The sequence below is a fragment of the Actinomadura sp. KC345 genome (genome assembly GCF_004348515.1).
Classification (GTDB): domain Bacteria; phylum Actinomycetota; class Actinomycetes; order Streptosporangiales; family Streptosporangiaceae; genus Spirillospora.
Genome location: NZ_SMKH01000063.1, coordinates 1 through 22633, shown reverse-complemented (window position 1 = coordinate 22633; position 22633 = coordinate 1). Strand labels below are relative to the sequence as shown.

The following is a 22633-nucleotide window of genomic DNA, read 5'->3' as shown; positions in this document are numbered from 1 at the left end:
AAGGAGCAGGGGCGTGGACGTGGAGATGGACGAGCGGGCCGAGGAGCTGCGCGCACGACTGCGCGCGATCCTCCGCGAGCTCCTTCCGGACGACTGGGCGGGGCCGTTCTCCGAGGATCCGCGCGTCCGGCTCGTCACCCGCCGGGTCATCGACCGGCTGGTCGCGGAGCGCCTGCTGACCATCGACTGGCCGGAGGAGTACGGCGGCGCGGGAGCCACGCTGTGGGAGTCGGCGGTGCTCCGCGAGGAGATGTGGGCGCACCTGGAGCCTCGCGGGGCGCAGTACATGGGACTCAGCTGGGTCGGCCCGACCATCATGGAGTTCGGGACCGGGCCGCAGAAGGAGGGGCACCTGCGCCCGATCGCCGCCGGCGAGGTGGTCTGGTGCCAGGGGTTCAGCGAGCCGGAGTCGGGCAGCGACCTCGGGTCGCTGTCGCTGCCGGCGGTCCCGGACGGCGACGGCTGGCTCGTCCGGGGCCAGAAGATCTGGACGTCGTACGCGACGCTCGCCGACTGGTGCTTCCTCGCCGCCCGCACCACGAGCCGCGAGCGCTCGAAGACCGGGGGGATCACGATCTTCCTCGTCCCGATGGACCGTGCCGGGATCGGCGTGCGCCCGATCGCGTCGATCATGGGTCCGCAGCACCTGAACGAGGTGTTCTTCGATGACGTGCGGGTCACCCCGGACGACGTGCTGGGGGAGGTCGACGACGGCTGGGCGGTGATCCGGTTCGTCCTCGGCCACGAGCGCATCGGCATCCCGAGGTACGCGCGTGACGAGCGGCTGCTCGCCGAGCTGGGAGCGGTGGACGCCACCGCCGCCGGCGGCCTGGGCGAGGACTTCGTCACCGCCCTGGTGCACGCCCGCACGGCGCGGCTCCTGAACCACCGGGCCGTCGCCCGGCGGGAGTCCGGCGGGCTCACCGACAGGATCGCGTCGGGTGCGCGGATCGCCTCCATCGAACTCGACCAGGAGGTCGCCGGGCTCGTCCTGGACGCCCTCGGGGCACCGGGGCTGCGGCCGGACGGCGGCGGCCTGCTCGGTCGCGCCGAGGACGTCTACCGGTACGCGCGCTCGGCCACGATCGCCTCGGGCACGATCGAGATCCAGCGCATGCTCGTCGCGCGCTCCCTGATGCAGGACGCGTCGTGAAGAGGGAGTGGGCGCCGGCGGCACTCGCCCTGCGGGACGCCGTGCGCGCGGTGCTGGCCGATCACGGCGGCGTCGAGATCGCGCGGTCGGCCGAGGAGAGGCCGGAGGTCCGCGGCGGCGACCTGCTGCCGGCGCTGGAGTCGGTCGGGATGCTGGACCTCGATCCGCTCGGCGACGCGGAGGAGTCGGAGGCGGCGATGCTCGCCGTCCGGGCGTGCGGCGCGGTCGTCGCGCCGTGGCCGGTGGCCCGCGTCCTCGCCGTTCCCGTCGCGTGGCGGGAGAGCTGGCAGGCGCTGTACGTCGTCGACGGCCCGGTCTCGCACCTGGACCACGCCGACCTGTTCGAGCGCGCCGGGGCGGTGCCGGTGGGCGGCGACCCGCGCCCCCGGGCCGCGTCGCGCACGGGCCCCCGGAGCCGGGCGCCCCTCGACCCCTTCGGCGTCCCGGTGGAGGTCGGCGGGCCGGCCGGCGCGGACCCGCTGCCCGACCGCGCGCTGCAGATGTCGTTCGTCCTCGACGGTTTCTGGGTGGTGGGCGCGTTGGAGACGGTCGCGCTGCAGGCGGCCGGCTACGCGGGGACGCGCCGCCAGTTCGGCAAGGCGATCGGACGGTTCGGGGAGATCCGGTGGCGGCTGGCCGACATCGCCGTCGCGATGGACGGTCTCGACGAGCTCGCGACCTACACCTGGTTCCAGGTGCACCGGGGCCGCGCGACCCTCGCGGACGCCCTCGCGCTGCGGCTCGGGATGGCCGAGGCGGCGGACTCCGTGCTGCGGCACGCGCACCAGGTGTTCGGCGCGATCGGGCTCTGCGAGGAGCACGACCTCACCGTCCTGGACCGGCACCTGACCCCGGCGCTGCTGCGTCCGTCGAGCCTGAGCCGCACTCGCTCGCTCCTCCTGGAGGCGGTCAACCGGCACGGTTTCCGCGGCACGTTCGACGTGCCTCGCCGGTGACCGGGGAGCGGGCGGCCCCGCAGCTCACCCTGGGGATACGCAACTACGCCGCCGCGCCCCCGGAGGACTGGCGCCACGTGCTGGACCAGGCCCGCGCCGCGGAGGACGCCGGGCTCGACCGGGTCTTCGTCAGCGACCACGTCGTGTTCGGCCCCGACCTCGGCGCGTACGGGGACCCCGGTCGCGGAGGCAGGGCGGGCGGCCGCCAGCCGACCGGCCCCGACGGCGACTGGCTGGAGTCGCTCACCGTGCTGGCCTCCCTCGCGGCGGTCACGTCGCGCGTCCGGCTCGCCACCAACGTCCTGGTGGCGCCCCTCCGGCCGCCGGTCCTGCTCGCCAAGGTGGCCGCCACGATCGACGCGCTCAGCGGGGGACGGCTCGAACTGGGCGTCGGCATCGGGTGGCAGGAGGCCGAATACCGTGCCCTCGGCGTCGACTTCTCGAAGCGGGGGCAGGTGCTCGACGAACTGCTCGCCGCCTGCCGGGAGCTGTGGACCAGCCCGGTGGCCGCCTTCGAGGGCCGGCACGTGCGTTTCGCGGACGTGCACATGATGCCCAAGCCGGTGCGGGCCAGCGGCGTGCCGGTGTGGATCGGCGGCTCCGTCAGGCCGGTCGTGGCGCGCCGGATCGTCCGCCACGGCGTCGGCTGGATCCCGTGGGGCGTCACCGCCGGGGACTTCGGGAGCGCCCTCCGCGAGATGCGGAGGCTGGTGGAGTCGGAGGGCGGGGACTTCGGCGGCGTCCAGGTCGCCTACCCGCTCACGAACGCCTTCCGGTCCGGCGGCCGGATCGACTACCCGGCCATGTTCGCCGCGGCCGGCGCGCTGGCGGAGCAGGGCGTCACCGACTTCCGGACCCTGCTGCGGGTCCCGCACCGGTACGACGAGGCGCGCTCGATGCTCGACGAGATGGTCCGCGAATTCGCCGGCGCCGTCGGTTGAACTCTTGCCAACCGACCATATGGTTGGGTATACAGGCCGGAACGCACCCCGCCGTACGCTGCGGGAAGACCGAGACAGGGAGGTCCGGGTGGACCTGGAGCCGACTCCGGAGCAACGCGACGCCGCCGCGGCCTTCGACCGCGTGCTCGCACGCGAGTCGTCCGTCGAGCGGGTGCGCGCCGTGGAGAACGCGGGCTTCGACCCGGCGCTGTGGAAGGTCCTCGTCGAGACGGGCGCCGTCGGGATCGCCGTCCCCGGAACGGACGGCGCCACCGGCGGCCTCCTCGACCTCGCCTTCGTGACCGAGGCCGCCGGGCGGCACCTGGCGTGCGCGCCGCTCGTCGAGGCGGCCTCCGCGGCGATGCTCCTCGCCGCGGTGGACGGCCGGGAGGCGCGGCCCGCGCCGGCCCCGGCGGGAGGGCCCCCGGTGGTCCTCTGCCCGCGGCCGGCGGTCGCCGGCACCGCGGTGCTGGTGCCGGGCGGCGCGGCGGCGCGGGGCGTGGTCGCGCTGGACGGCGGCGACCTCGTCCTCGCGGAGGGCCCGCCGCCCGCGCCGACCGGTGATCTCGGTTTCCTGGCCTGCGCCGACCGGCGGCTCGGCGGCGCCGCCGTCGAGCGGACCGTTCTCGCGCGCGGCGAGGAGGCGCGGGACCTCTTCCGCACCGGGCTCGGCTGGTGGCGCCTGGGGACCGCCTCGGCGCTGGCCGGGGTGGCGGACCGGGCGCTCGCCGTCGCCGTGGACTACGCCGGGACGCGCGAGCAGTTCGGGGTCAGGATCGGAACCTTCCAGGCGATCCAGCACCTGCTCGCGGAGGCGGTGATGGCCGTGGACGGCGCGCGGCTGCTCGTGCGCGAGACCGCGTGGCGCCACGACGAGGGCGACGCGGGGTGGCGCGACGCCGCCGACACCGCCTTCGCCCACGCGGCCGAGACCGCCGTCCGGTCCGCGGAGGCGTGCCTCCACGTGCACGGCGGCTACGGCTACACGCTGGAGTACGACGCCCAGCTCTACCTGCGGCGGGCGAAGGCGCTCCAGCTCCAGGGCGGCGACCCCGAGGCGATCTGGGCGTCGACCGGCGCTGCGGCCATGAGGAGGGCGGGCTGATGGACTTCGCCGCCGACGCCGGGGCGGAAGCGCTCCGGGAGGAGGTGCGCGGCTTCGTCCGCGAGCACCTCACCGCCGACGTGCTCGAACGCGTCGCGTCCACGGGCGACTACCACGACCGCGAGTTCCATTCGGCCCTCGCCGCCCGGGGATGGGTGGGCGCGCACTGGCGCGTCGAGGAGGGCGGCCGCGGCTGGGACCGCGCCAGGACCGACGTCATCTACGAGGAGCTCGCCTCGGCCGGTGCCCCGACCGAGGGGCTCGCGATCACGCAGATCGTGGGGGAGGCCGTCCGGCGCGTCGGCACCGAGGAGCAGCGGCGGCGGCTGCTCGCGCCGATCTGCCGGGGGGAGCTGCTGCTCGCCCTCGGCTACACCGAGCCCGGCTCGGGGTCCGACCTGGCCTCGGTCCGCACCGGGGCGACCCGCGACGGAGCCGGCTGGGTGATCAACGGCCAGAAGATCTTCACGACGCTCGCCGGCGAGGCCGACCACGTCTTCCTCCTGGCCCGTACCGACGCCGACGCGCCCAAGCACGCCGGCCTTACGCTCTTCCTGGTACCGACCACCGCCGAGGGCTTCTCGGTGGCGCCGATCCTCACGCTGAGCGGCCAGCGCACCAACGTCACCTACTACTCCGACGTCCGCGTCGGCGACGAAGCGCGAGTCGGCGGGGAAGGGCAGGGCTGGGAGATCGTCAACGTCGCCCTCGCCTTCGAGCGCGGCGGTGAGTTCGCGGCGCAGCTGCGCCGGCTGGTGACGGCCGCGGTGACCTGGGGCCGCGACGGGGACGCCGCCGCCGGGGCCGGGTTCCACGCCCGGCTCGGCCGCGCCGTCGCCGCCGCCGAGGTCGCCCGACTGCTGGGGGTGCGGGCGTCCTGGTCCCGCTCCAGCGCCGGGGCGGGCGCCGTCGAGGGGACGATGGCCAAGGTCTACGGCACCGAGGCGCTGCTTCGCGAGAGTCGGTCGCTGCTCGACGCGACCGGCGTCCGGGGGCTGCCGAACCGCGGCGCCGCCGGCGCGGCGGCCGGCGGTGAGCTCCAGCACCTGTACCGCGAATCGCAGATAGCCACGATCTACGGGGGCACCTCCGAGGTGCTGCTCACCCTCATCGCCCAGCAGCGGCTCGGGCTGCCGCGGGGGCGGCGCCCCACCGGGGGCTAGCGGCCGGGCATGTCGGCGCGGCCGTGTTCGTTCGGCGTCACGTCAACTCACGAGGAGGCTCGGGTGGGTACGTCGGAGTTCGACTGGAACCCGGCGACGGTCTGGGAGACCGTCGCCGAGGAGATCCCCGAGGCGCCGGCCCAGGTGCACGGCGATCGCACCTTCTCGTGGGCCGACTTCGATCGCCGGGCGAACGGGCTGGCCGCCGCCCTGCTCGACGCCGACGCGGGCAGGGACGACCGGGTGGCCCTCTACCTGCGCAACAGCCCGGAGTACATGGAGGTCCAGCACGCCGCGTTCAAGATCGGAATCCCGGCCGTCAACACCAACTACCGCTACCGGGACGAGGAGCTCCGCTACCTCTTCGACGACGCCGACGTGACCTCGGTGGTCTTCCACGGGTCCTTCACCGAGAGGCTGGAGTCCATCCGCAGGGCCTCGCCGCGGCTGCGCCGGTTCTTCCACGTCGACGACGGGACCGATCCGTGCCCGGAGTGGGCGGTCCCATACGAGGAGGCGGTGGGCTCCGGGGGAGGGGCCGTGCGCTCGCCCTGGGGGCGCGGCCGCGACGACCTGTTCCTGCTCTACACGGGCGGGACGACCGGGATGCCCAAGGGCGTGATGTGGCGGGTGGAGGACATGCTCCGCCAGATCAACGATGTCGCGGAGATCTCGTTCGACCTGGACGACGCGGACGCCGCCATCCGGGCCGCCGTCAACGGCCCGGGGCCGGTCCACGTCTCCTGCAGCCCGATGATGCACGGCAGCGGCTGGTTCGGGGCCGCCATCGCGATGCACCAGGGCGGGAGCGTCGGCTCGCTCGTCCGGCCGAACCTGGACGCCGGGGAACTGCTCGACCTCATCGACCGGCTCGGCGTCGGCAGCCTCACGATCGCGGGCGAGGTCTTCGCCCACACGATCCTCGCGACGCTGGACGAGCAGCCCGGCCGGTGGGACAGCACCTCCGTCCGCCACGTCCTCACCTCGGGCGGGATGTTGAGCGAGGCCAGCAAGCGGGCCCTCCTGGAGCACTGGCCGCATGCCTCGATCCTGGACGGCTTCTCGTCCTCGGAGGGGTTCGGCATGGGCTGGTCGGTGGCCACGCGGGGGAACGTCCCGCCGACCGGGCGGTTCACCCCGGGTGCAAACCTCCGCGTGCTGGACCCGGACGGCCGGCCGGTCGCCCCGGGCTCCGGAGTGGTCGGGAGGCTGGTCGTGAGCGACCGCCTGCCGCTCGGCTACTACAAGGACCCCGGCAAGACCGAGCGCACCTTCCCGGTCATCGACGGCGTCCGCTCGGCGATCCCCGGCGACCACGCGCTCGTCCTGGAGGACGGCACCATCCAGCTGATGGGCCGGGACTCCCTCTGCATCAACTCCGGCGGGGAGAAGATCTTCACCGAGGAGGTCGAGGGCGTCATCCTCGACCACGAGGCGGTCGCCGACGTCCTCGTCGCGGGCGTCCCCGACCCGAAGTGGGGGCAGGCCGTGGCGGCGATCGTCAGCCTGGAGCCCGGCAGGTCGGTCGGTGCGGACGACGTGGTCGCGCACGTCAAGGCGCGGCTCGCCGGCTACAAGGCCCCGAAGGTCGTGGTCTTCGTCGACGTCGTCCCGCGCGGGCCCAACGGCAAGGCCGACTACGGCGCCGCGCGGAGCCTCGCCGAAGCGCACCGCGGGCGGGCGTCCTGACGCCGGTCGCCGGGACTCGTCCGAGTCCCGGCGACCCCGCGCGGCGGGACTCAGAGCCTCTCGACGATGGTGGCCGTGCCCATGCCTCCGCCCGTGCACATGGTGACGAGGCCAGTGGACAGGTCGCGGCGCTCCATCTCGTCGAGCAAGGTGGCGAGCAGGATCGGTCCGCTGGCGCCGATCGGGTGGCCCAGCGCGATCGCGCCCCCGTTGACGTTGATCCGGTCGAGGCCGACACCGGTCTCCCGGGCGAACCGGAGCACTACCGACGCGAACGCCTCGTTGACCTCGAAGAGGTCGATGTCGTCCAGCGACATCCCGGCGCGCCGGGCGCACTGCTCGGCCGCCGGGCCGGGCGCCGTGAGCATGATGACCGGCTCCGCGCCGGCCGTCGCCGTCGCGACGGCGCGCGCCCGCGGCCGCAGCCCCCGCTCGCGCGCGTACCGCCGGCCGGTCACCAGGACGGCGCCCGCGCCGTCGGCGAGCCCCGAGGAGTTGCCGGCGTGGTGTACGTGCGTGATCTCGCCGGCCTGCGGATGAACCTCGCGCGCCATCGCGTCGAAGCTGCGGTCGTAGCCCTCGACGCCGGCGGTGCCGAGCCGCTCGAAGGACGCGGGCAGGGCCGCCAGCGCCTCCAGCGTGGTGTCCCGCGGCAACTCCTCGCGGTCGAGGACGACCCGTCCGGCGGCGTCCGCGACCGGGACCATCGAGGCGGCGAAGCGCCCCTCGGCGATCGCGGCGGCCGCCCTGCGCTGCGACTCCGCGGCGAACCGGTCGACGTCGGCGCGGCCGAACCCCTCGACGGCGGCGATCAGGTCGGCCGAGATCCCCTGGGGGATGATGGGGTAGCGCTCGCGAAGGCGCTCGTTGCCCCCGTCGAGGGTCATGCGCGAAGGGGGCGGGTAGTGCGACATCATCTCGACCCCCGACGCCACCACGGCGTCGGCCTGACCGGCCTCGACCATCATGGCGGCCGAGTTGACGGCCTGCTGGCCCGAGCCGCAGGCGCGGTCGAACGTCATGCCGGGCACCTCGACCGGCCATCCGGCCGCGAGCACGGAGAGCCGGCCGATGTTGTCGCCGTGGACGCCCACCGCGTTCGCGCACCCGGTGATCACGTCCGCGACCTCCGCGGGGTCGAGCCCGGTCCGCTTCCGCAGTTCCCCCAGCACCCCGGCGAGGAGCTCCTGCGGATGGAGCGCGGAGAGCGCCCCTCCGGGCCTGCCCTTGCCCCGGGGCGTCCTGACGATGTCGACGATCACGGCGTTCTTCATGGAGGCGACTGTACCCACCCGACTAGTCGGTTGGCTATACTTCCGCTGACCAGCGGTCGTCCGGCCGCGGCACGCCGAGGAGTGAGTGATGACGGAACTGAGGTTCGACGACCGCGTGGCGATCGTGACCGGTGCCGGTGGCGGTCTCGGCCGGGCTTATGCGCGGCTGCTCGCCGCGCGCGGAGCCAAGGTCGTGGTGAACGACATCGACCGCGAGGACGGCACCGGCCGGACGCCCGCCGCGGTCCTGGCCGAGGAGATCGAGTCCGCGGGCGGCACGGCGATCGCCCACGACGCGTCCGTCGCCGAGCCCGGAGCCGCCGCCGGCGCGGTCACGGCGGCACTTCACGCGTTCGGCCGCCTCGACATCGTGGTGAACAACGCCGGCGTCGTCCGCGACCGCTCCTTCCTCAAGATGAGCGACCAGGAACTCAAGGACGTTCTCGACGTCCACTTCCACGGGACCTTCGACCTCACCCAGGCGGCGTGGGGCCTCTTCCGGGAGCAGGAGTACGGCCGTGTCGTCATGACGACGTCGGTGGCGGGGCTGTTCGGCAACCTCGGCCAGGCGAACTATGCCTCGGCCAAGGCGGCCATGGTGGGACTGGGCCGCACCCTCGCCGTGGAGGGCGCGCGTTACGGGATCAAGGTGAACCTCGTCTCCCCGGGGGCCGCGACCGCCATGACGGCCGGGATGCTGCCCGAGGATCTCCACGACGAGATGTCGCCGGACCGGGTCGCCCCGATGGTCGCCTACCTGTGCCACGAGTCGTGCACCGTGACCGGTGAGATCTTTCACGCGGTCGCCGGCCGGTTCGCCCGCAACTTCATCGCGGTGACCGACGGCTACACCGACCCCGGCGCCACGGTCGAGGACGTCGCCGAGAACCTCGCGGCGATCATGGACACGACGTCGTGGAGCATCCCCTCGCAGGCGGTCGAGATGCCCCGGGCCCGCGGCGGTGCGGCATGAGCGTGGACGTCGGCCGGGACGGCGGACTGGTCCGCATCGTCCTCAACGCGCCCGAGCGGCGCAACGCCCTGACCCCCGAGGAGTTCGACCGGCTCGGCGCCGAGCTGGCCCGGATCGCCCGGACGCCGTCGGATCGCGCGGTGCTCCTGACGGGCGCGGGCTCCGCGTTCTGCGCCGGCGCCCATCTGGCCGAGACCGTTCCGGACGAGCCGATCCTGGCGCTCATGGAACGCATCCACGAGGCCGCTCGCGCGCTGCACCGGTTGCCGCAGCCCATCGTGGCGGCGGTCGACGGGCCCGCGTACGGCGCGGGGATGAGCATCGCGCTGGGCTGCGACATCGTGGTGGCCGCGGACAGCGCCGTCTTCTGCCAGGTCTTCGTGAAGCGCGGCCTGGTGCCGGACTTCGGGAGTTCCTGGCTGCTGCCGCGCATCGTCGGGCGGCAGGCCGCGAGGCGGCTGGTGCTCACCGGCGAGCCGGTCGGCGCCGCCGAGGCGCTCGCGCTGGGGATCGCCGGCCAGGTCGTCCCCGCCGCCGAGCTGCACGCCACGGCGGAGTCGCTGGCCCGCACCCTCGCCGCCGGCCCGCCGATCGCCCAGCGGCTCGCCAAGAGGCTCCTCGACGCCTCGTCCACGAACGGGTTCGACGACCAGCTCGACGCGGAGGCGGCCGCGGCCGCGATCGCGTCGGCGTCCGAGGACGTCGCGGAGGGCTTCGCCGCCTTCGCCGCCAAGCGGGCGCCCGTCTTCCGCGGCCGCTGAAGCCCTGGAGCGGGTCAGGCGGGCGCGCGGAGGCCCCGCTTGCGGTAGCCCTCCGGGTCGATGACGCGCCGGATGAGGTCCACCTGCCGGACGGTCGGGACCGGCGTCGTGGCGACCTCCTCCGGGAGGACCGGTTCGAACCCGGTGGCGGCGAGCACCCGCTCGACGGACACGCCGGGATGCACCGAGCGCAGCCGCATCCGCTCGGAGGCCGGCGCGAAGTCGAGCACCGCCAGGTTCGTGACCACCAGCTCCGGACCGCCGCCGAGCCCGAGCCGCCCGCGCTCGCCCCCGCCGCCCAGGTAGCCGGCCGCGGAGACGAAGTCCACCCGCTCGACGAGCGTCCGCGGCCCGTGGTCGGTCAGCCAGTAGACGATCCGCTTCGAGAGGGACCCCATGTCCCCCAGGCCCGCGGTGCCGGGCAGCCGCACCCGCGGCCGGTCGAAGGACCCGATGACGCTGTTGTTCGCGTTGCCGTAGGCGTCGATCTGGGCGGCGCCCGCGCAGAACGTGCGCAGCAGCCGCTCGTCGGCCACCCAGTCCCACAGCTCGGCGGCGGCGTCGACGTACATCACCGGGTCCCGCCACAGCGGCCACTCGAACGTCGAGGCCGTCAGGCGCGGCGAGCGCGGCGAGACCCCCGAGCCCCCGGCGATCCACACCAGGTCCGGCGCGTGGGTCCGGCGCGCCAGCTCGACGGCGCAGACCGGGATGAACGACGAGATGCCGTTGAGCACCTGGTCGCCGTCCTGGAAGCAGGCGGCGAGCACGCACACCATCAGCTCGTCGACCGTGTAGTCCTCCGCGGGGCGGTCGCTCATCGCGCGCCGCACGGTCCGAGGCCGGCGAGGCGCTCGGGCCCGATCATCGCGACGTAGTCGCCGTGCGTCGCGGCGCCGCGGACGACGCGGTCGAGGAACCGCGCGGCGCCCTGCTCGTCGCCGGCAGCGCCGACCCAGGACCGGATGAACTCGGCGTCGTGGTCGTAGGCGGGGAAGAGCGAGGTCGGATGGGCGCCGTACGGTGCCTCGACGACGGCGTCCACCAGGAAGGAGGGGAGAACGGTCCGCTCGGGGGCCTTCCGGAGCTCGTCGGTGTCGACGATCTCCTCGACGGTGACGACCACGCGCCGGGCCGCCCGGGGGAGGAGCGTCGTCATGGGGTGGCGGGGGCCCGGGTCCACGGCGACGTTGCCGAACCTGTCGGCGCGGTGCGCGTGGAGGAGCGCGACGTCCGGGCGCAGGGCGGCGCACGCGACCACCGGCGGCCCGCCGAACGGATCGGGGACGACCTTCACCGCGGGGTTCCCCACGCTCAGCAGGTCGGTCCCGATCATCCCGGCCGTGGGCAGGAACGGCAGGCCGCGGGCGGCGGCGCCCAGCCGGGCCAGGAGGGCGGTCTCCGACAGCTCCTCCACGCCGACCGCACCGGCTTCGACCGCCCGGCGGAACCGCCGGCACATGCCGAAGTGCTCCATCGTGGCGGCCGCGAACGTGACATGGCCGACGGCGCCCGCCGCGACCAGCCAGTCCAGGGCGATGCCGCCGCTCAGGCTGACGATGTGCAGGTCGCGGGCCCCGCCGCGGATCAGCTCGCGCACCAGGGCCATCGGCGCGCACTGCGTCGGCCCCGACTGGAGGCCGACCACGTCCCCGTCCCGGACGAGACGGATCGCCTGCTCGGCCGTTGCGAGCTTCTCGATCACCCGCGGTCCTCCGTGCCGGGCCGTCGTGCGCGCCCCGGCGGAATGTCGTCCGGAGACATCGGCCTCCCTCTTCCCAACCAACCAGTTGGCTGGCAAAGTACTCCCGACGCTGCACACCGGTCAACAGGGGCGGGCTGATGGACTTCCAGGAGACGGCCGAGCACGCGGCGATCCGTGAGGCGGTGGCCTCGATCGGCGCGGAGTTCGGACACGGCTACTTCGCCCGCTGCGCGCGACAGAAGCGGTTCGCCGACGAGCTGTGGGCGGCGGTCTTCGACAACGGGTTCGGCGCCGTCAACCTGCCCGAGAGGTACGGCGGGGGCGGCGGAGGCATCCGCGAGACGGCGATCGTGATCGAGGAGCTGGCCGCCCAGGGGTGCCCGCTGATCCACCTGATCGTCGCCGGCATGTGCGGACCGATCATCGACGAGTTCGGCACCGAGGAGCAGAAGGAGCGCTGGCTGCCCGGACTCGCCGCGGGCACGCTCAGGATGGCCTTCGCGATCACCGAGTCCGAAGCCGGCTCGAACGCGCCGAACCTGTCCACCGCGGCCCGGCGGGACGGTGACGGCTGGGTGCTCCGGGGAGCCAAGCAGTACATCACGAACATGGACGTCGCCGACGCGGTCCTCGTCGTCGCCCGTACCGGGACCGACGACCGCGGACGCGGCCTGCTGACGATGTTCATCGTCGACACGGGCGCCGAGGGGCTGGAGTACCGGCCGATCCCCATGGAGATCAAGGAGCCTGACCAGCAGTTCTCGGTGCACCTGGACGACGTGGCCGTCCCGGGGGAGCGGCTGGTCGGCGGCGTGCCCGACCAGGGGCTGCGGCAGGTGTTCTCGGGACTCAACCCGGAGCGGGTGAACGTCGCGGCGCAGGCCAACGGGCTCAGCCGCTATTTCATCGGCAAGGCGGTCGGCTACGCGCGGGAGCGGAATGTCTGGGGCCTGCCCATCGGCGCGCACCAGGGAGTCGCCCATCCGCTGGCGGAGGTGAAGATCCGGCTCGAACTCGCCCGCCTGATGACCCACAAGGCGGCGTGGCTGTTTGACCGCAGGCTGCCCGAGGCCGGCGAGGCGGCCGCCGTGGTCAAGCTGGCCGCCGCCGACACGGCGCTCGCCGCCTTCGACCAGGCGATCCAGGTCCACGGCGGCAACGGCTTCGCCAGCGAGTACGGCATCGGCGACCTGTGGGGGCTGACCCGGTTGATGAGGTCGGCCCCGGTGAGCCGGGAGATGGTGCTCAACCACGTCGCCCAGCACTCCTTGGGCCTGCCGCGCTCGTACTGACGCCGGAAGGCCGGGCCGGGAGCCGCGTGCCGCGTCAGAGGATCCGCTCGGGTACGGCGCACGGACGGGTTTCACACCGCCAAAATATCCGCCGACTAGTCGGTTGACTATGCCTGAGATCAACAAGCTACGGGTGATCGCGCAGGTAGAGGCAAACGTCGTACGGCCGACTCTTGGCGGCCCTTGGGATTTGGGTTAGGGTAACCCAACCAACTGGTTGGCAGAGGAGGGTGCGGTGGCTGGCGAGGTCACGACGATCCCCGCGCAACTGGCCGCGCGCGTGGCGGCGGACCCGGACGCGCATCTGGCCGCGGCCGGCGGCGACTGGATGACGGTCGCCGAGGTCCAGGACCGCGCGCGCCGCCTGGCGGCGGGCCTGCACGGACTCGGCGTCTCGCACGGCGACCGGGTCGCCTCGATCATGGCGAACAGGCCGGAGGCGATCGACCTGTTCTTCGCGTGCGCCGAGCTGGGGGCGGTCCAGGTACCGCTGAACGTGTTCCTGAAGGGAGAGTTCCTCCGCTACCAGCTGGCCGACGCCGACCCGAGCGTCCTGGTCGTGGACGCCGCGGCGCTCGACATGGCGACCCGGCTGGTGTCGGGCTCGGGGATGGACACCCGCGTCGTGGCGCTCGACGACACCGGCGCCGACACCGACACCGACACCGACGTCGTCGCGTACCAGGACCTGGCCGGGCCCCCGGAGCCGGCGTGGCCGAGCCCGACCCCGGACTCCCTGCTCAGCATCCTCTACACCTCCGGGACGACGGGACTGCCCAAGGGCTGCATGATCAACCAGGGCTACTTCCTGCACATGCCCAAGGCGCACATGAAGTTCGGGTGGTTCAAGCCGTCGGACACCTCGATCACCACCCTGCCGCTCTACCACGGCTTCGGCCTGAGCGCCCTCATGGACGCGCTCGTCGCGGGGTGCCGGGTGGCCTTCGAACCCGAGTTCAGCGCCTCGACCCTGATCGCCCGCGCCCGGGAGGTCGGCGCCACCCAGCTGTGGGGCGTCGGGGCCATCGGGGCCGCCCTCCTGGCCACGCCCTCCCGCGACGCGGACAGGGACCACGCGCTGGAGCGGGCCGTCTTCATTCCCATGGCTCCCGGACCCCAGCACGAGTTCGAACGCCGGTTCGGCGTTCGCGTGCTGGCCGAGGGCTACGGCCAGACCGAGGTCCTGCCCGCCACGATGGACGGCGTCCGGGAGGGGCGGGACCGCCCGAGCTGCGGCAAGGCACTGCCCTGGCTGGACGTCCAGGTCGTCGACGACGGCGACAACGTGCTGCCGGCCGGCGAGGTGGGGGAGATCGTCGTCAGGCCGCTCGAACCGTACTCGATCTTCTCCGGGTACTGGCGCAAGGAGGCCGCCACGACGGACGCCTGGCGGAACCTGTGGCACCACACCGGCGACCTCGGCAGTTTCGACGAGGAGGGCACGCTCCACTTCGTCGACCGGAAGAAGGATGCCCTCCGCCGGCGGGGGGAGAACGTGTCCTCGGTCGAGGTGGAGACGGCGATCGTCCAGCACCCCGGCATCGCCCAGGCGGCGGTCCACGCGGCGCCGTCCGAGCTGTCGGAGGACGAGATCAAGGCGTGCCTGGTGTTCGAGCCGGGCGCCGGCCCTTCTCCGGAGGAGCTGTTCGAGTACTTCCGCGAGAACCTCCCGTACTACGCCGTGCCGCGGTACGTCGAGGTGATGGACGAGCTGCCCGTCAACGCCATGGGCCGCGTCCAGAAGCACAAGCTCCGCGAGGACTGGAACGCGCCCGGCACGGTGGACTTCCAGAACTTGGGGCTGACCATCGACAAGAGTTCGCGCCGGTGAGCGACCGGGCCAGAGACCAGGGAGTGACCGTGGACGACTACGGTGCGGCGGCCTTGACCCAGACGACGGTCGACGCGGAGTTCCGGCGACGGCTGGAGGCGGAACCGGACCGCCCGTTCGTCCGCTGCGGCCCGGAGCGGCGCACCTTCGCCGAACTCGACGACCGCACCGACCGGCTCGCGGCGGGTCTCACGCGGCTGGGCCTCGGACCCGGCGACATGGTCGCCACCCTCCTGCCCAACCGCATCGAGACCGTCGAGATCATGCTCGCCGCCGCCAGGCTGGGCGTGGTCCAGGTGCCGCTCAACTACTACCTGAAGGGCGACTTCCTCACCTACCAGCTCAACGACTGCGGTGCGTCGGTCCTGGTGACCGACGAGGGCGGCTACGACGCCGCGCGCGGCCTGCTCGGCGCGACCGGTATCCGGCACACCGTGCTGGTGGACGAGCCGCAGGCGGGGACGATGCCGTACGGCGACCTGCTGTCCGGACGCGGCGGGCCGGGGCACGCGTCCGCGCCCGGCGACCTCCTCTCGATCATGTACACCTCCGGGACCACCGCCGCCGCGAAGGGCTGCATGCTCAGCTCCGGTTACTACGTGGCGGTCGGGAGGGCCTACGGGCTGCGCGGATGGGTCGTCCCGGGGGACCGGATGTTCACCGGCTTCCCGATGTTCCACACCAGCGGCCAGATGGTCGCGTTCATGTCCGCGCTGGTGAACGACGCGACCATCAGCATCGCCCCCGAGTTCCACGCCTCGACGTTCGTCGCGGAAGCGGCGGCCGACGACGCCAGCCTGCTCGTGGGGGTCGGGCCGATGGCCCACATGCTGCTGGCGCAGCCGCCAAGGCCCGACGACGACGCCCACCGGTTCCGTCTCGCCGTGTGGGTCCCGCTCGGGGAGCCCGAGCAGCGCGCCTTTGAGGAGCGCTTCGGCACGCCCGTGATGTCCGAGGGCTACGGGCAGACCGAGTGCGTGCCGATCACCAACAGCGCGCCCGACGGCTTTCGGGACCGGGCGACGTCGGGACTCGTCTCCCCCCTCCTCGACGTGCGCATCGTGGACGACGCCGACGACGAGGTGCCGCTCGGCGAGGCCGGGGAGATCGTCGTCCGGCCCAAGGTGCCCAACGCGATGTACGCGGGCTACTGGAACAAACCCGAGATCACCACCGCGACCTGGCGGAACCTCTGGCACCACACCGGCGACCACGGGCGGATGGACGCCAACGGCTGCGTGACGTTCGTGGACCGGAAGAAGGACGTCCTGCGCCGCCGCGGCGAGAACGTCTCCGCGCTCGCCCTGGAGAACACCATCCGGCGGCACCCCGCCGTCAGGGACGTCGCCGTGTCCGGGGTCCCGGCGGCCGTGGGCGACGAGGACATCAAGGCGAGCGTCGTCCTGGAGGAGGGGGCGGAGCTGACGCCCGAGGGGTTCTTCGAGTTCGTCCGCTGGGAGGTCCCGTACTTCGCCGTGCCCCGGTACGTCGACGTCCGGGCCGAACTCCCGGTGAACGCGCTGAGCCGCGTGATGAAGCACGTCCTGCGGGACGAGGGCGTCACCGGCGCCATGTGGGACCTTCACGGGCTCGGGCTCGTCGCCGGCCGCCACGACCGGCGGCCCGAGGGGGCCTCGGCATGACGGAGCGGGACGGGGACGTGCTCGTCGAGCGGCACGGCCACGTGATGCTGGTGCGGCTGAACCGCCCGCACCGCCACAACGCCATCGGCGGGACGGTCCTGCGCGACCTCGCGGCGGCCTTCGGCGAGGCGGCGGACGACGACGGCGTCCACGTGGTCGTCACGACCGGTTCCGGCGACAGCTTCTGCGTCGGCGCCGACGCCGCGGAGCTGGCGGGCGGTGAGCGGCCGCCCGCCCGCGAGCTGCTGTCCGGGAACCTCATCGGGGGCGAGACGGGACTGCCGCCGCTCACCGAACGGCAGCGCAGCGCCGACCTGCTCGGCAACGCCGGGCGCTGGACGCGGCGGATGTGGGCCCTGGAGAAGCCGACGATCGCGGCGGTCAACGGGCCCGCCGTCGGCGGCGGCTTCGGCGTGGCGCTGCTCCACGACGTGCTCATCGCGGGGGCCTCGGCGCGGCTCGGCACCGGGTTCGCCCCGATCGGGCTCTCGCCCGAGCTCGGCATCAGCCTGCTGCTCCCGCGCGTCGTCGGCCTGTCGGCCGCGGCGGAGCTGCTGTTCACCGGGCGCGTGCTGGACGCGTCCGAGGCGCGGGAGATGGGGCTGGTCTCCCAGGTGGTGCCCGACGAGGAGCTGCTGGAGCGCGCCATGGAGCTGGCGGCCCGGATCGCCGCCATGCCGCCGCTCGGCGTCCTGGCCGCCAAGCGGCTGCTCCGCGCCTCGTTCGCCGACGGCATGGCGGACCAGCTGCGGGCCGAGTACGCCAGCCACCTCGTCCTGTTCGACCATCCGGACACCCATGCCGCCATGGACGCCCTGGCCGAGCGGCTCGCGAGCGGACGCCGCGCCCGGCCCGGCGCGGCCGAGGAGGTGCGTCCATGAGCCCGGCGACCGAGGAGCGGTGGACGGGGAGCGTGCTCGACTCGTGGCGCGACCTCGTCCTCACCGACGAGCGCCGCGAGCTGGCCGACACGGTGCGGCGCCACCTCGCGGGCGAACTCCCGCTGGAGGCCGTCCGGGGGTGTTTCGAAGGCGGGTCGCAGCCCGGGGGCGCCTGGACCGAGGTGTCCGGCGCCGACTACACCTCCATCGGGCTGCCCGAGTCCGCGGGCGGCCTCGGGACGCTCGCGGACACGGCCGCGCTGCTCGAAGCAGCGGGACAGGTGCTCGTCCCCGCGCCCCTGCTGTCCACCGTGATGTCACTGCAGACGCTGTCGCACGCCGGTCGGGCGCTCCCGCTCGACCCGGCCCGCCCGGCGGCGCTCGGGGTGGCGGGCAGTGCCGGAGGACCGGGACGTCCTTCCGCCGGGCGCCTGGTCGTCCTCGACGGCGCCCTCGCCGAGCGGCTCACCGTCGTGGTGCCGCGCGAGCAGGGGGTGAGCGTCGCGCAGTTCGACACCGCGTCCCTCGCCCCGGCCGAGGTCCACCGGCACGTGGACCCGAGCCGGCCCGTGGCCGTCTTCGACACCTGGGAGGCGCCGGCGCTGGCGCGGGCCGACGACCCGCGGCCGCTCGACACCGTGCTGGCGCCCGCGCGCACGGCCGTCGCGGCGGACCTGACCGGAACGGCGGCGGGCGCGCTGGACCGGGCCGTGCGCCACGCGCTCGACCGCGAGCAGTTCGGCAGGAAGATCGGTGCGTTCCAGGCGGTGAAGCACCGGCTCGCCGACGTGTACGTCGCGGTGGAACGCGCGCGGTCGCTCACCCGGGCGGCGGCCGTCGCGCTCGCGGGGGCGTCCGCGCCCTCGGGGACCGAGCTGTCGCTCCTGGCGAAGGCGGCGGCGTCGGAGGCGGCGGTCGACGCCTCCCGCGCGCTCGTGCAGGTGCTCGGCGCGATGGGGATGACCTTCGAGTCGGACGCGCACCTGTTCTTCCGGCGGGCTCAGCAGACCGCGCCCTTCCTGGGCTCGGCGGCCGTCTGCTACCGGCGGGCCGTGGCGGCGCGGTGCGGGGTGCCCGCATGAGCGACGTCCTCGCCGAGTACTCCGCCTTCCTCGCCGGCGTGCTGCCCGGCGACTACGCCGAGCGCGTGGACCACTACCGGCACGACGACCGGCTCCGCACCGACTTCCAGGTCGCCCAGTTCGAGGCGGGCTGGCTGGTGCCGGACTGGGAGCCGGGCCTCGGTGGCCGCTCGCTCGCGCCCGGCGACGCCCTCTCGGTGCGGATCGAGGGCGCACGGCGCCGGGTCCCGCGCATCCACAACGTCCAGGGCGTCGGCGTGGTCGCGCCGGGGCTGCGCAGGTTCGGCACGCCGCAGCAGCGGGACCGGCTCCTGCGGCCCGTTCTGCGCGGCGACGAGTGGTGGGCGCTCGGGATGTCCGAGCCCGGCTCCGGCTCGGACCTGGCCTCCATGCGGACCCAGGCGCGGCGGGAGGGGGAGGAGTTCGTCGTCACGGGCGCCAAGATCTGGACCACTCAGGCCCACCAGTCCCGATGGGCCACGCTCTACGCGCGCACCGACCCCGGCGCCCGCCGGCACGCGGGGATCTCGTGCCTCATCCTCGACCTCCACTCCCCGAGCGTCGACATACGGCCGATCCCACGCGCGGCCGACTCGGTCGACGCGTTCTGCGAGGTGTTCCTGGACGAGGTCCGGATACCCGCCGGGAATCTCCTCGGCCCGCTCAACGAGGGATGGCGCGTCGCGTCGGAGAGCCTGGAGCACGAGCGCGACATGATCTGGGTCGGCAACTGGCTGGAGATCGAGCAGGCCGTGGACCCCCTGCTCCGGAGCGGCGCGCTCGACGACGAGCAGCTCACCCGGCTCGGGCGGCTCCTGGCCGACTCCGAGGCGATCCGGTTCACCGGGCTCCGCAGCGTCTTCGAGCGGATGGCCGGCCGGGAGGCCCCGGAGTTCCTCATCCTCAAGGCGTTCGGGTCGGAGACCGCGCAGCGGGCCACCCGCTTCGCGATGGAGGCGGCGGGCCTCGGGGGGCTCACCGACCCGCAGCTGATCGAGGACCGCATCGAGTCGCTCGGCGCCACGATCTACGGCGGGACGTCGGAGATCCAGCGCGACATCATCGGCGAGCGCGTCCTGGGGCTGCCGCGGAACCGCTGAAGGGGCACGACCATGAGCTACGAGACCATCGATGTGCACGCCGACGGGCCCGTCCTGCACGTGGCACTGCGCCGCCCGGACCGGATGAACGCGTTCGACCGGACGATGACCGGTGAACTGACCGATCTGTGGCGCGGCACGGCGCGGGACCGGTCGGTCCGCGTCGTGGTGCTCACCGGGACCGGCCGCGCGTTCTGCTCCGGGGCGGACGTGGGCGACCTGGCGGGCGAGCGCGCCCCCCGGGGAGCCGGCGTGGACGACGAGCTGGCGTTCCTTCCCGGACCGCACCTGAGCGTGCCGGTGATCGTGGCCGTCAACGGGATCTGCGCCGGAGGCGGCCTGCACTTCGTGGCGGACGCGGACATCGTGATCGCGTCCGAGTCCGCGGCGTTCGTCGACCCGCACGTGTCGGTGGGGCAGGTCAGCGCGCTGGAGCCGGTCTCGCTGGCGCTCCGCGTCCCGGTCCCGCGGCTGATGCGCCTGGCCCTCCTCGGCCGGGGCGAGCGGCTCGACGCCGCCGGGGCGCTGGCGTGCGACCTGGTCGGCGAGGTCGTCCCCGACGCGGACCTGCTCCCGCGCGCACGCGAGCTGGCCGCTCTGGTGGCGGCGAACTCGCCCGCGGCCGTCGCGGCGACCCGCGGGGCGCTGCGGTCGCTGGAGGCGAGGCTCCTGCGGGCGTCGATGGAGGAGGGGTGGCAGGCGGTCATGGACCACTGGCGGCACCCGGACTCGGCCGAAGGCCCCCGCGCCTTCGCCGAGCGGCGGGCGCCGCGCTGGGCGGGGGACTGAGGCGGGTGGAAGCCGGACCATGAGGCGGATCGGGCTCACCCTTCCGATCGGCGAGGAGCCCCTCGGCGCGCTGCCCGGAATCCTGGGCGACGTCGTCGCGGCCGGGTACACCGACGTCTGGACGAGCGAGCTGACCGCCGCGGACGCGTTCGCCCCGCTGACGGTGGCGGCCCTGTCCCAGCCCGGGCTCCGGGTCGGGACGTCGATCGCGGGCGTCTTCGCCCGCAGCCCCGCGCTGCTGGCGATGCAGGCGCTCGGCCTCGCCGAGCTGAGCGCCGGGCCGGTCCGCCTCGGCATCGGCGCCTCCAGCCAGAACATGGTCACCCGGTGGCACGGTGCGGAGTTCGAGCGGCCCTACAGCCGCGTGCGCGACACGATCCGGTTCCTGCGGCGGGCCTTCGAGGGCGAGCGGGTCACGTTCGCGTCGGACACCGTCCGCGTCGACGGCTTCCGCCTGGGGCGGACGCCCCCGCACCGGCCCCGGATCCTGGTCGCCGCACTCCGGGAGCGCATGCTCCGGCTGGCCGGAGAGGAGGGCGACGGCGTGATCCTCAACTGGCTGAGCGCCGGCGACGTGCGCGCCGTGCTCCCCTTCGTGCTCGACGCGAATCCCGCGGCCGAGGTCGTGGCGCGGCTGTTCACCGTCTGCGCGGAGGACGCCGGCGCGGCCCGCGACCTGGCGCGGCCGCTCGTGGCGGCCTACCTGAGCACCGGCGTCTACGGCGCCTACCACCGCTGGCTCGGCCGCGGGCCTGCGCTGGAGCCGATGTGGCGGTGCTGGCGGGCGGGCGACCGGCGCGGCGCCGTGGCCGCCGTGCCGGACTCGCTGATCGACGAGCTGTTCCTCACCGGCACCGAGGACGACGTCCGGGCCGGGATCGCGGCCTACGTGGACGCCGGCGTCACGGTGCCGGTGGTGTCGGTGATCGGCGCCGATCCGGTCGCCGTGCGCCGCCGGGCGCTCGCGCTCGGCGCCTAGACCCTGATCTTGCGGTTGTCCCAGGAGACCGGCTCCCGCAGCGGTGCGACGCGCAGGATCACCGAGTCGTCGTACCGCTCGGCCACCGGGCCGGGGAGCGGCGGCGGCAGCCTGTCGGCGAACCGCTCGGCCAGGGCCCGCCTGACCGCCGTCACCGTGCCGGCGTCGGAGACGATCTCCGCCTTCGCCGTGTGCAGCACCCCCCGGAGCTCGCTCCACCGCACGCCGTCGTGCACGAGGAAGCCGACGGCCGGATCCTGCGCGATGTGCCGCAGCCTCTTGGCGCGGCTGGGCGTCCTGACGAAGATCTCGCCGTGCAGGACGACGTACCACACGGGCAGGGGCAGCGGCGTCCCGCCCGGTCCCCTCGTGGCCAGGACCGCCTCGCCGTGCGTGCCGAACAGCTCCTGACGCTCTTCGGGGCTCAGTGAGATGCCCATGCGCGGTCCCGTCTCTCCTCGTGGGGTGGATCCTGGGATTGTAGCCAGCCGACTGGTTAGTCGGTAACCTGGACCGCATGCTGCGTGATGCCCCTTGCGAAGAACCGGAGACCGCCGCCCCGCACCGCGACTGGGTGTTCGTGTGCGCGGAGCCGGGCGCCGTGATCTCGGTGTCCGTCCGCGGGGAGGGGCGGGCCCGGACGGCCCGTGTGGTGGCCTTCCTGGACTCCGGTCAGACCCTGTGGGCCGAGGCGGGTCCGGGCGGCGGCCGGAACGGCTTCGACATGTCGTCCGCGGAGGCCGCCGGTCGCTCCGCGCTGCGGTTCGCGGTCGGCGCCCGGGAGGCGGGGGAGCCCTCGGAGGTGCGCGGGGCCGTGCGGCCCCGGCGGACGGGCCGGATCCCCCTGGTCCTCGACGTCGCGCTCGCGCCGCTCGCGCCGCCGGCCCGGCTCGTGGACGCGACCGGAGGCGGGGCGGCGGTGGCCGCCCAGGCGCACCGCCTCACCGGCACGCTCGGGGTGGGCGGCGTGATCCATCGGGTCTCCGGCCAGGCGTGGTCGAGCCGGAGCCCGTTCGCGAGCGCCGCCGTCCGCGCCGGAACGCGCGTCCACGCGGTGTTCCAGGACGACTCCGGCCTGTACGCCGCCCGCACCGATGCGGTGCCCGGCGGGCGGCTGGCGGCGCTGCAGGTCCACAACGCGATGAGGCGGCCGGACGTCCGGGCGATCCGGGTCGCGGGCCCGGATCGCGACGTCCCGCGGGACGTCGCCTGTGAGCTGGGAGCGGCGACCGTGGTCGTCGGTGCGCCGAGGCATTCGGAGGGCTACCAGCACGTGGCGTTCCTGCGCCCCGACGGCGATTCGGGCGGGTGGGTCC

Annotated in this window: 21 protein-coding genes; 17 read left to right on the top strand and 4 right to left on the bottom strand. The window is 74.2% G+C overall.

The features are described from left to right. Positions 1 to 13: 13 nt before the first annotated feature. The 6 genes from E1281_RS13430 (at position 14) to E1281_RS13405 (ending at position 7007) form a co-directional block, all read left to right on the top strand. The gene (locus E1281_RS13430; protein WP_131877922.1) at positions 14 to 1153 is read left to right on the top strand and encodes an acyl-CoA dehydrogenase family protein; all 1140 of its coding nucleotides are present in this window, start codon (positions 14 to 16) and stop codon (positions 1151 to 1153) included. Beyond that, positions 1150 to 2109: an acyl-CoA dehydrogenase family protein gene (locus E1281_RS13425; RefSeq protein ID WP_131877920.1), complete on the top strand. Its 960-nt coding sequence runs from the start codon at positions 1150 to 1152 to the stop codon at positions 2107 to 2109. Before E1281_RS13430 ends, E1281_RS13425 begins: the two co-directional genes overlap by 4 nt. Then, positions 2106 to 3050 (top strand): TIGR03619 family F420-dependent LLM class oxidoreductase, encoded by a 945-nt coding sequence (locus E1281_RS13420; protein ID WP_165958909.1) that lies wholly within the window; start codon positions 2106 to 2108, stop codon positions 3048 to 3050. Before E1281_RS13425 ends, E1281_RS13420 begins: the two co-directional genes overlap by 4 nt. Before the next feature lie 88 nt (positions 3051 to 3138). Next, entirely contained in the window at positions 3139 to 4155 is a 1017-nt protein-coding gene (locus tag E1281_RS13415) for an acyl-CoA dehydrogenase family protein (RefSeq protein WP_165958908.1), read from the top strand. Then, complete coding sequence (locus E1281_RS13410; protein ID WP_131877914.1) at positions 4155 to 5318, top strand: acyl-CoA dehydrogenase family protein; 1164 nt, start codon at positions 4155 to 4157, stop codon at positions 5316 to 5318. The genes E1281_RS13415 and E1281_RS13410 overlap by 1 nt, the downstream gene beginning before the upstream one ends. A 63-nt stretch (positions 5319 to 5381) precedes the next feature. Next, positions 5382 to 7007, top strand: coding sequence for an AMP-binding protein (locus tag E1281_RS13405; RefSeq protein WP_165958907.1), 1626 nt, complete (start codon positions 5382 to 5384; stop codon positions 7005 to 7007). Positions 7008 to 7057: 50 nt separating this feature from the next. Here the strand turns inward: E1281_RS13405 and E1281_RS13400 are convergent, their stop codons facing one another. Continuing rightward, positions 7058 to 8281, bottom strand: coding sequence for an acetyl-CoA C-acyltransferase (locus E1281_RS13400; RefSeq protein ID WP_131877910.1), 1224 nt, complete (start codon positions 8279 to 8281; stop codon positions 7058 to 7060). An 88-nt stretch (positions 8282 to 8369) separates the two neighbouring features. Here E1281_RS13400 and E1281_RS13395 point away from each other — a divergent pair, with 88 nt between their 5' ends. Then, positions 8370 to 9254, top strand: coding sequence for an SDR family NAD(P)-dependent oxidoreductase (locus E1281_RS13395; protein ID WP_131877908.1), 885 nt, complete (start codon positions 8370 to 8372; stop codon positions 9252 to 9254). Next, positions 9251 to 10015 carry an enoyl-CoA hydratase-related protein gene (locus tag E1281_RS13390; protein ID WP_131877906.1) on the top strand — a complete coding sequence of 255 codons (765 nt, stop codon included), beginning with the start codon at positions 9251 to 9253 and terminating at the stop codon, positions 10013 to 10015. The genes E1281_RS13395 and E1281_RS13390 overlap by 4 nt, the downstream gene beginning before the upstream one ends. 14 nt (positions 10016 to 10029) lie before the next feature. On the opposite strand, the gene E1281_RS13385 is transcribed toward E1281_RS13390, so the two are convergent. Next, positions 10030 to 10836, bottom strand: coding sequence for a CoA-transferase (locus tag E1281_RS13385; protein WP_131877904.1), 807 nt, complete (start codon positions 10834 to 10836; stop codon positions 10030 to 10032). Further along, positions 10833 to 11720: a CoA transferase subunit A gene (locus E1281_RS13380; protein WP_165958906.1), complete on the bottom strand. Its 888-nt coding sequence runs from the start codon at positions 11718 to 11720 to the stop codon at positions 10833 to 10835. The genes E1281_RS13385 and E1281_RS13380 overlap by 4 nt, the downstream gene beginning before the upstream one ends. 137 nt (positions 11721 to 11857) lie before the next feature. On the opposite strand from E1281_RS13380, the gene E1281_RS13375 reads away from it, so the two are divergent. From E1281_RS13375 to E1281_RS13340, 8 genes are all read left to right on the top strand, one after another. Next, positions 11858 to 13012 (top strand): acyl-CoA dehydrogenase family protein, encoded by a 1155-nt coding sequence (locus E1281_RS13375; RefSeq protein ID WP_131877900.1) that lies wholly within the window; start codon positions 11858 to 11860, stop codon positions 13010 to 13012. 235 nt (positions 13013 to 13247) lie between these two features. Next, entirely contained in the window at positions 13248 to 14843 is a 1596-nt protein-coding gene (locus E1281_RS13370) for an AMP-binding protein (protein WP_165958905.1), read from the top strand. A 29-nt stretch (positions 14844 to 14872) separates the two neighbouring features. Then, positions 14873 to 16486 carry an AMP-binding protein gene (locus tag E1281_RS13365; RefSeq protein ID WP_165958904.1) on the top strand — a complete coding sequence of 538 codons (1614 nt, stop codon included), beginning with the start codon at positions 14873 to 14875 and terminating at the stop codon, positions 16484 to 16486. Continuing rightward, on the top strand, positions 16483 to 17367 hold the full coding sequence (locus tag E1281_RS13360; RefSeq protein WP_131877894.1) for an enoyl-CoA hydratase/isomerase family protein: 885 nt from the start codon (positions 16483 to 16485) through the stop codon (positions 17365 to 17367). The genes E1281_RS13365 and E1281_RS13360 overlap by 4 nt, the downstream gene beginning before the upstream one ends. Next, positions 17364 to 18449, top strand: coding sequence for an acyl-CoA dehydrogenase (locus E1281_RS13355; RefSeq protein ID WP_131877892.1), 1086 nt, complete (start codon positions 17364 to 17366; stop codon positions 18447 to 18449). Before E1281_RS13360 ends, E1281_RS13355 begins: the two co-directional genes overlap by 4 nt. Then, on the top strand, positions 18446 to 19549 hold the full coding sequence (locus E1281_RS13350; protein ID WP_131877890.1) for an acyl-CoA dehydrogenase family protein: 1104 nt from the start codon (positions 18446 to 18448) through the stop codon (positions 19547 to 19549). The genes E1281_RS13355 and E1281_RS13350 overlap by 4 nt, the downstream gene beginning before the upstream one ends. Before the next feature lie 12 nt (positions 19550 to 19561). Next, positions 19562 to 20338, top strand: a complete 777-nt coding sequence (locus E1281_RS13345; protein WP_131877888.1) for an enoyl-CoA hydratase/isomerase family protein — start codon at positions 19562 to 19564, stop codon at positions 20336 to 20338. Between the two features lie 19 nt (positions 20339 to 20357). Next, positions 20358 to 21317, top strand: a complete 960-nt coding sequence (locus tag E1281_RS13340) for an LLM class F420-dependent oxidoreductase (protein WP_131877886.1) — start codon at positions 20358 to 20360, stop codon at positions 21315 to 21317. Here the strand turns inward: E1281_RS13340 and E1281_RS13335 are convergent. Then, positions 21314 to 21757, bottom strand: a complete 444-nt coding sequence (locus tag E1281_RS13335; protein ID WP_131877884.1) for a pyridoxamine 5'-phosphate oxidase family protein — start codon at positions 21755 to 21757, stop codon at positions 21314 to 21316. The two genes, E1281_RS13340 and E1281_RS13335, sit on opposite strands and share 4 nt — an antisense overlap. 77 nt (positions 21758 to 21834) lie before the next feature. Between E1281_RS13335 and E1281_RS13330 the strand changes: the two genes are divergently transcribed. Beyond that, positions 21835 to 22633 (top strand): hypothetical protein (locus tag E1281_RS13330; RefSeq protein WP_131877882.1); only part of this gene is annotated, 799 nt, incomplete at its 3' end.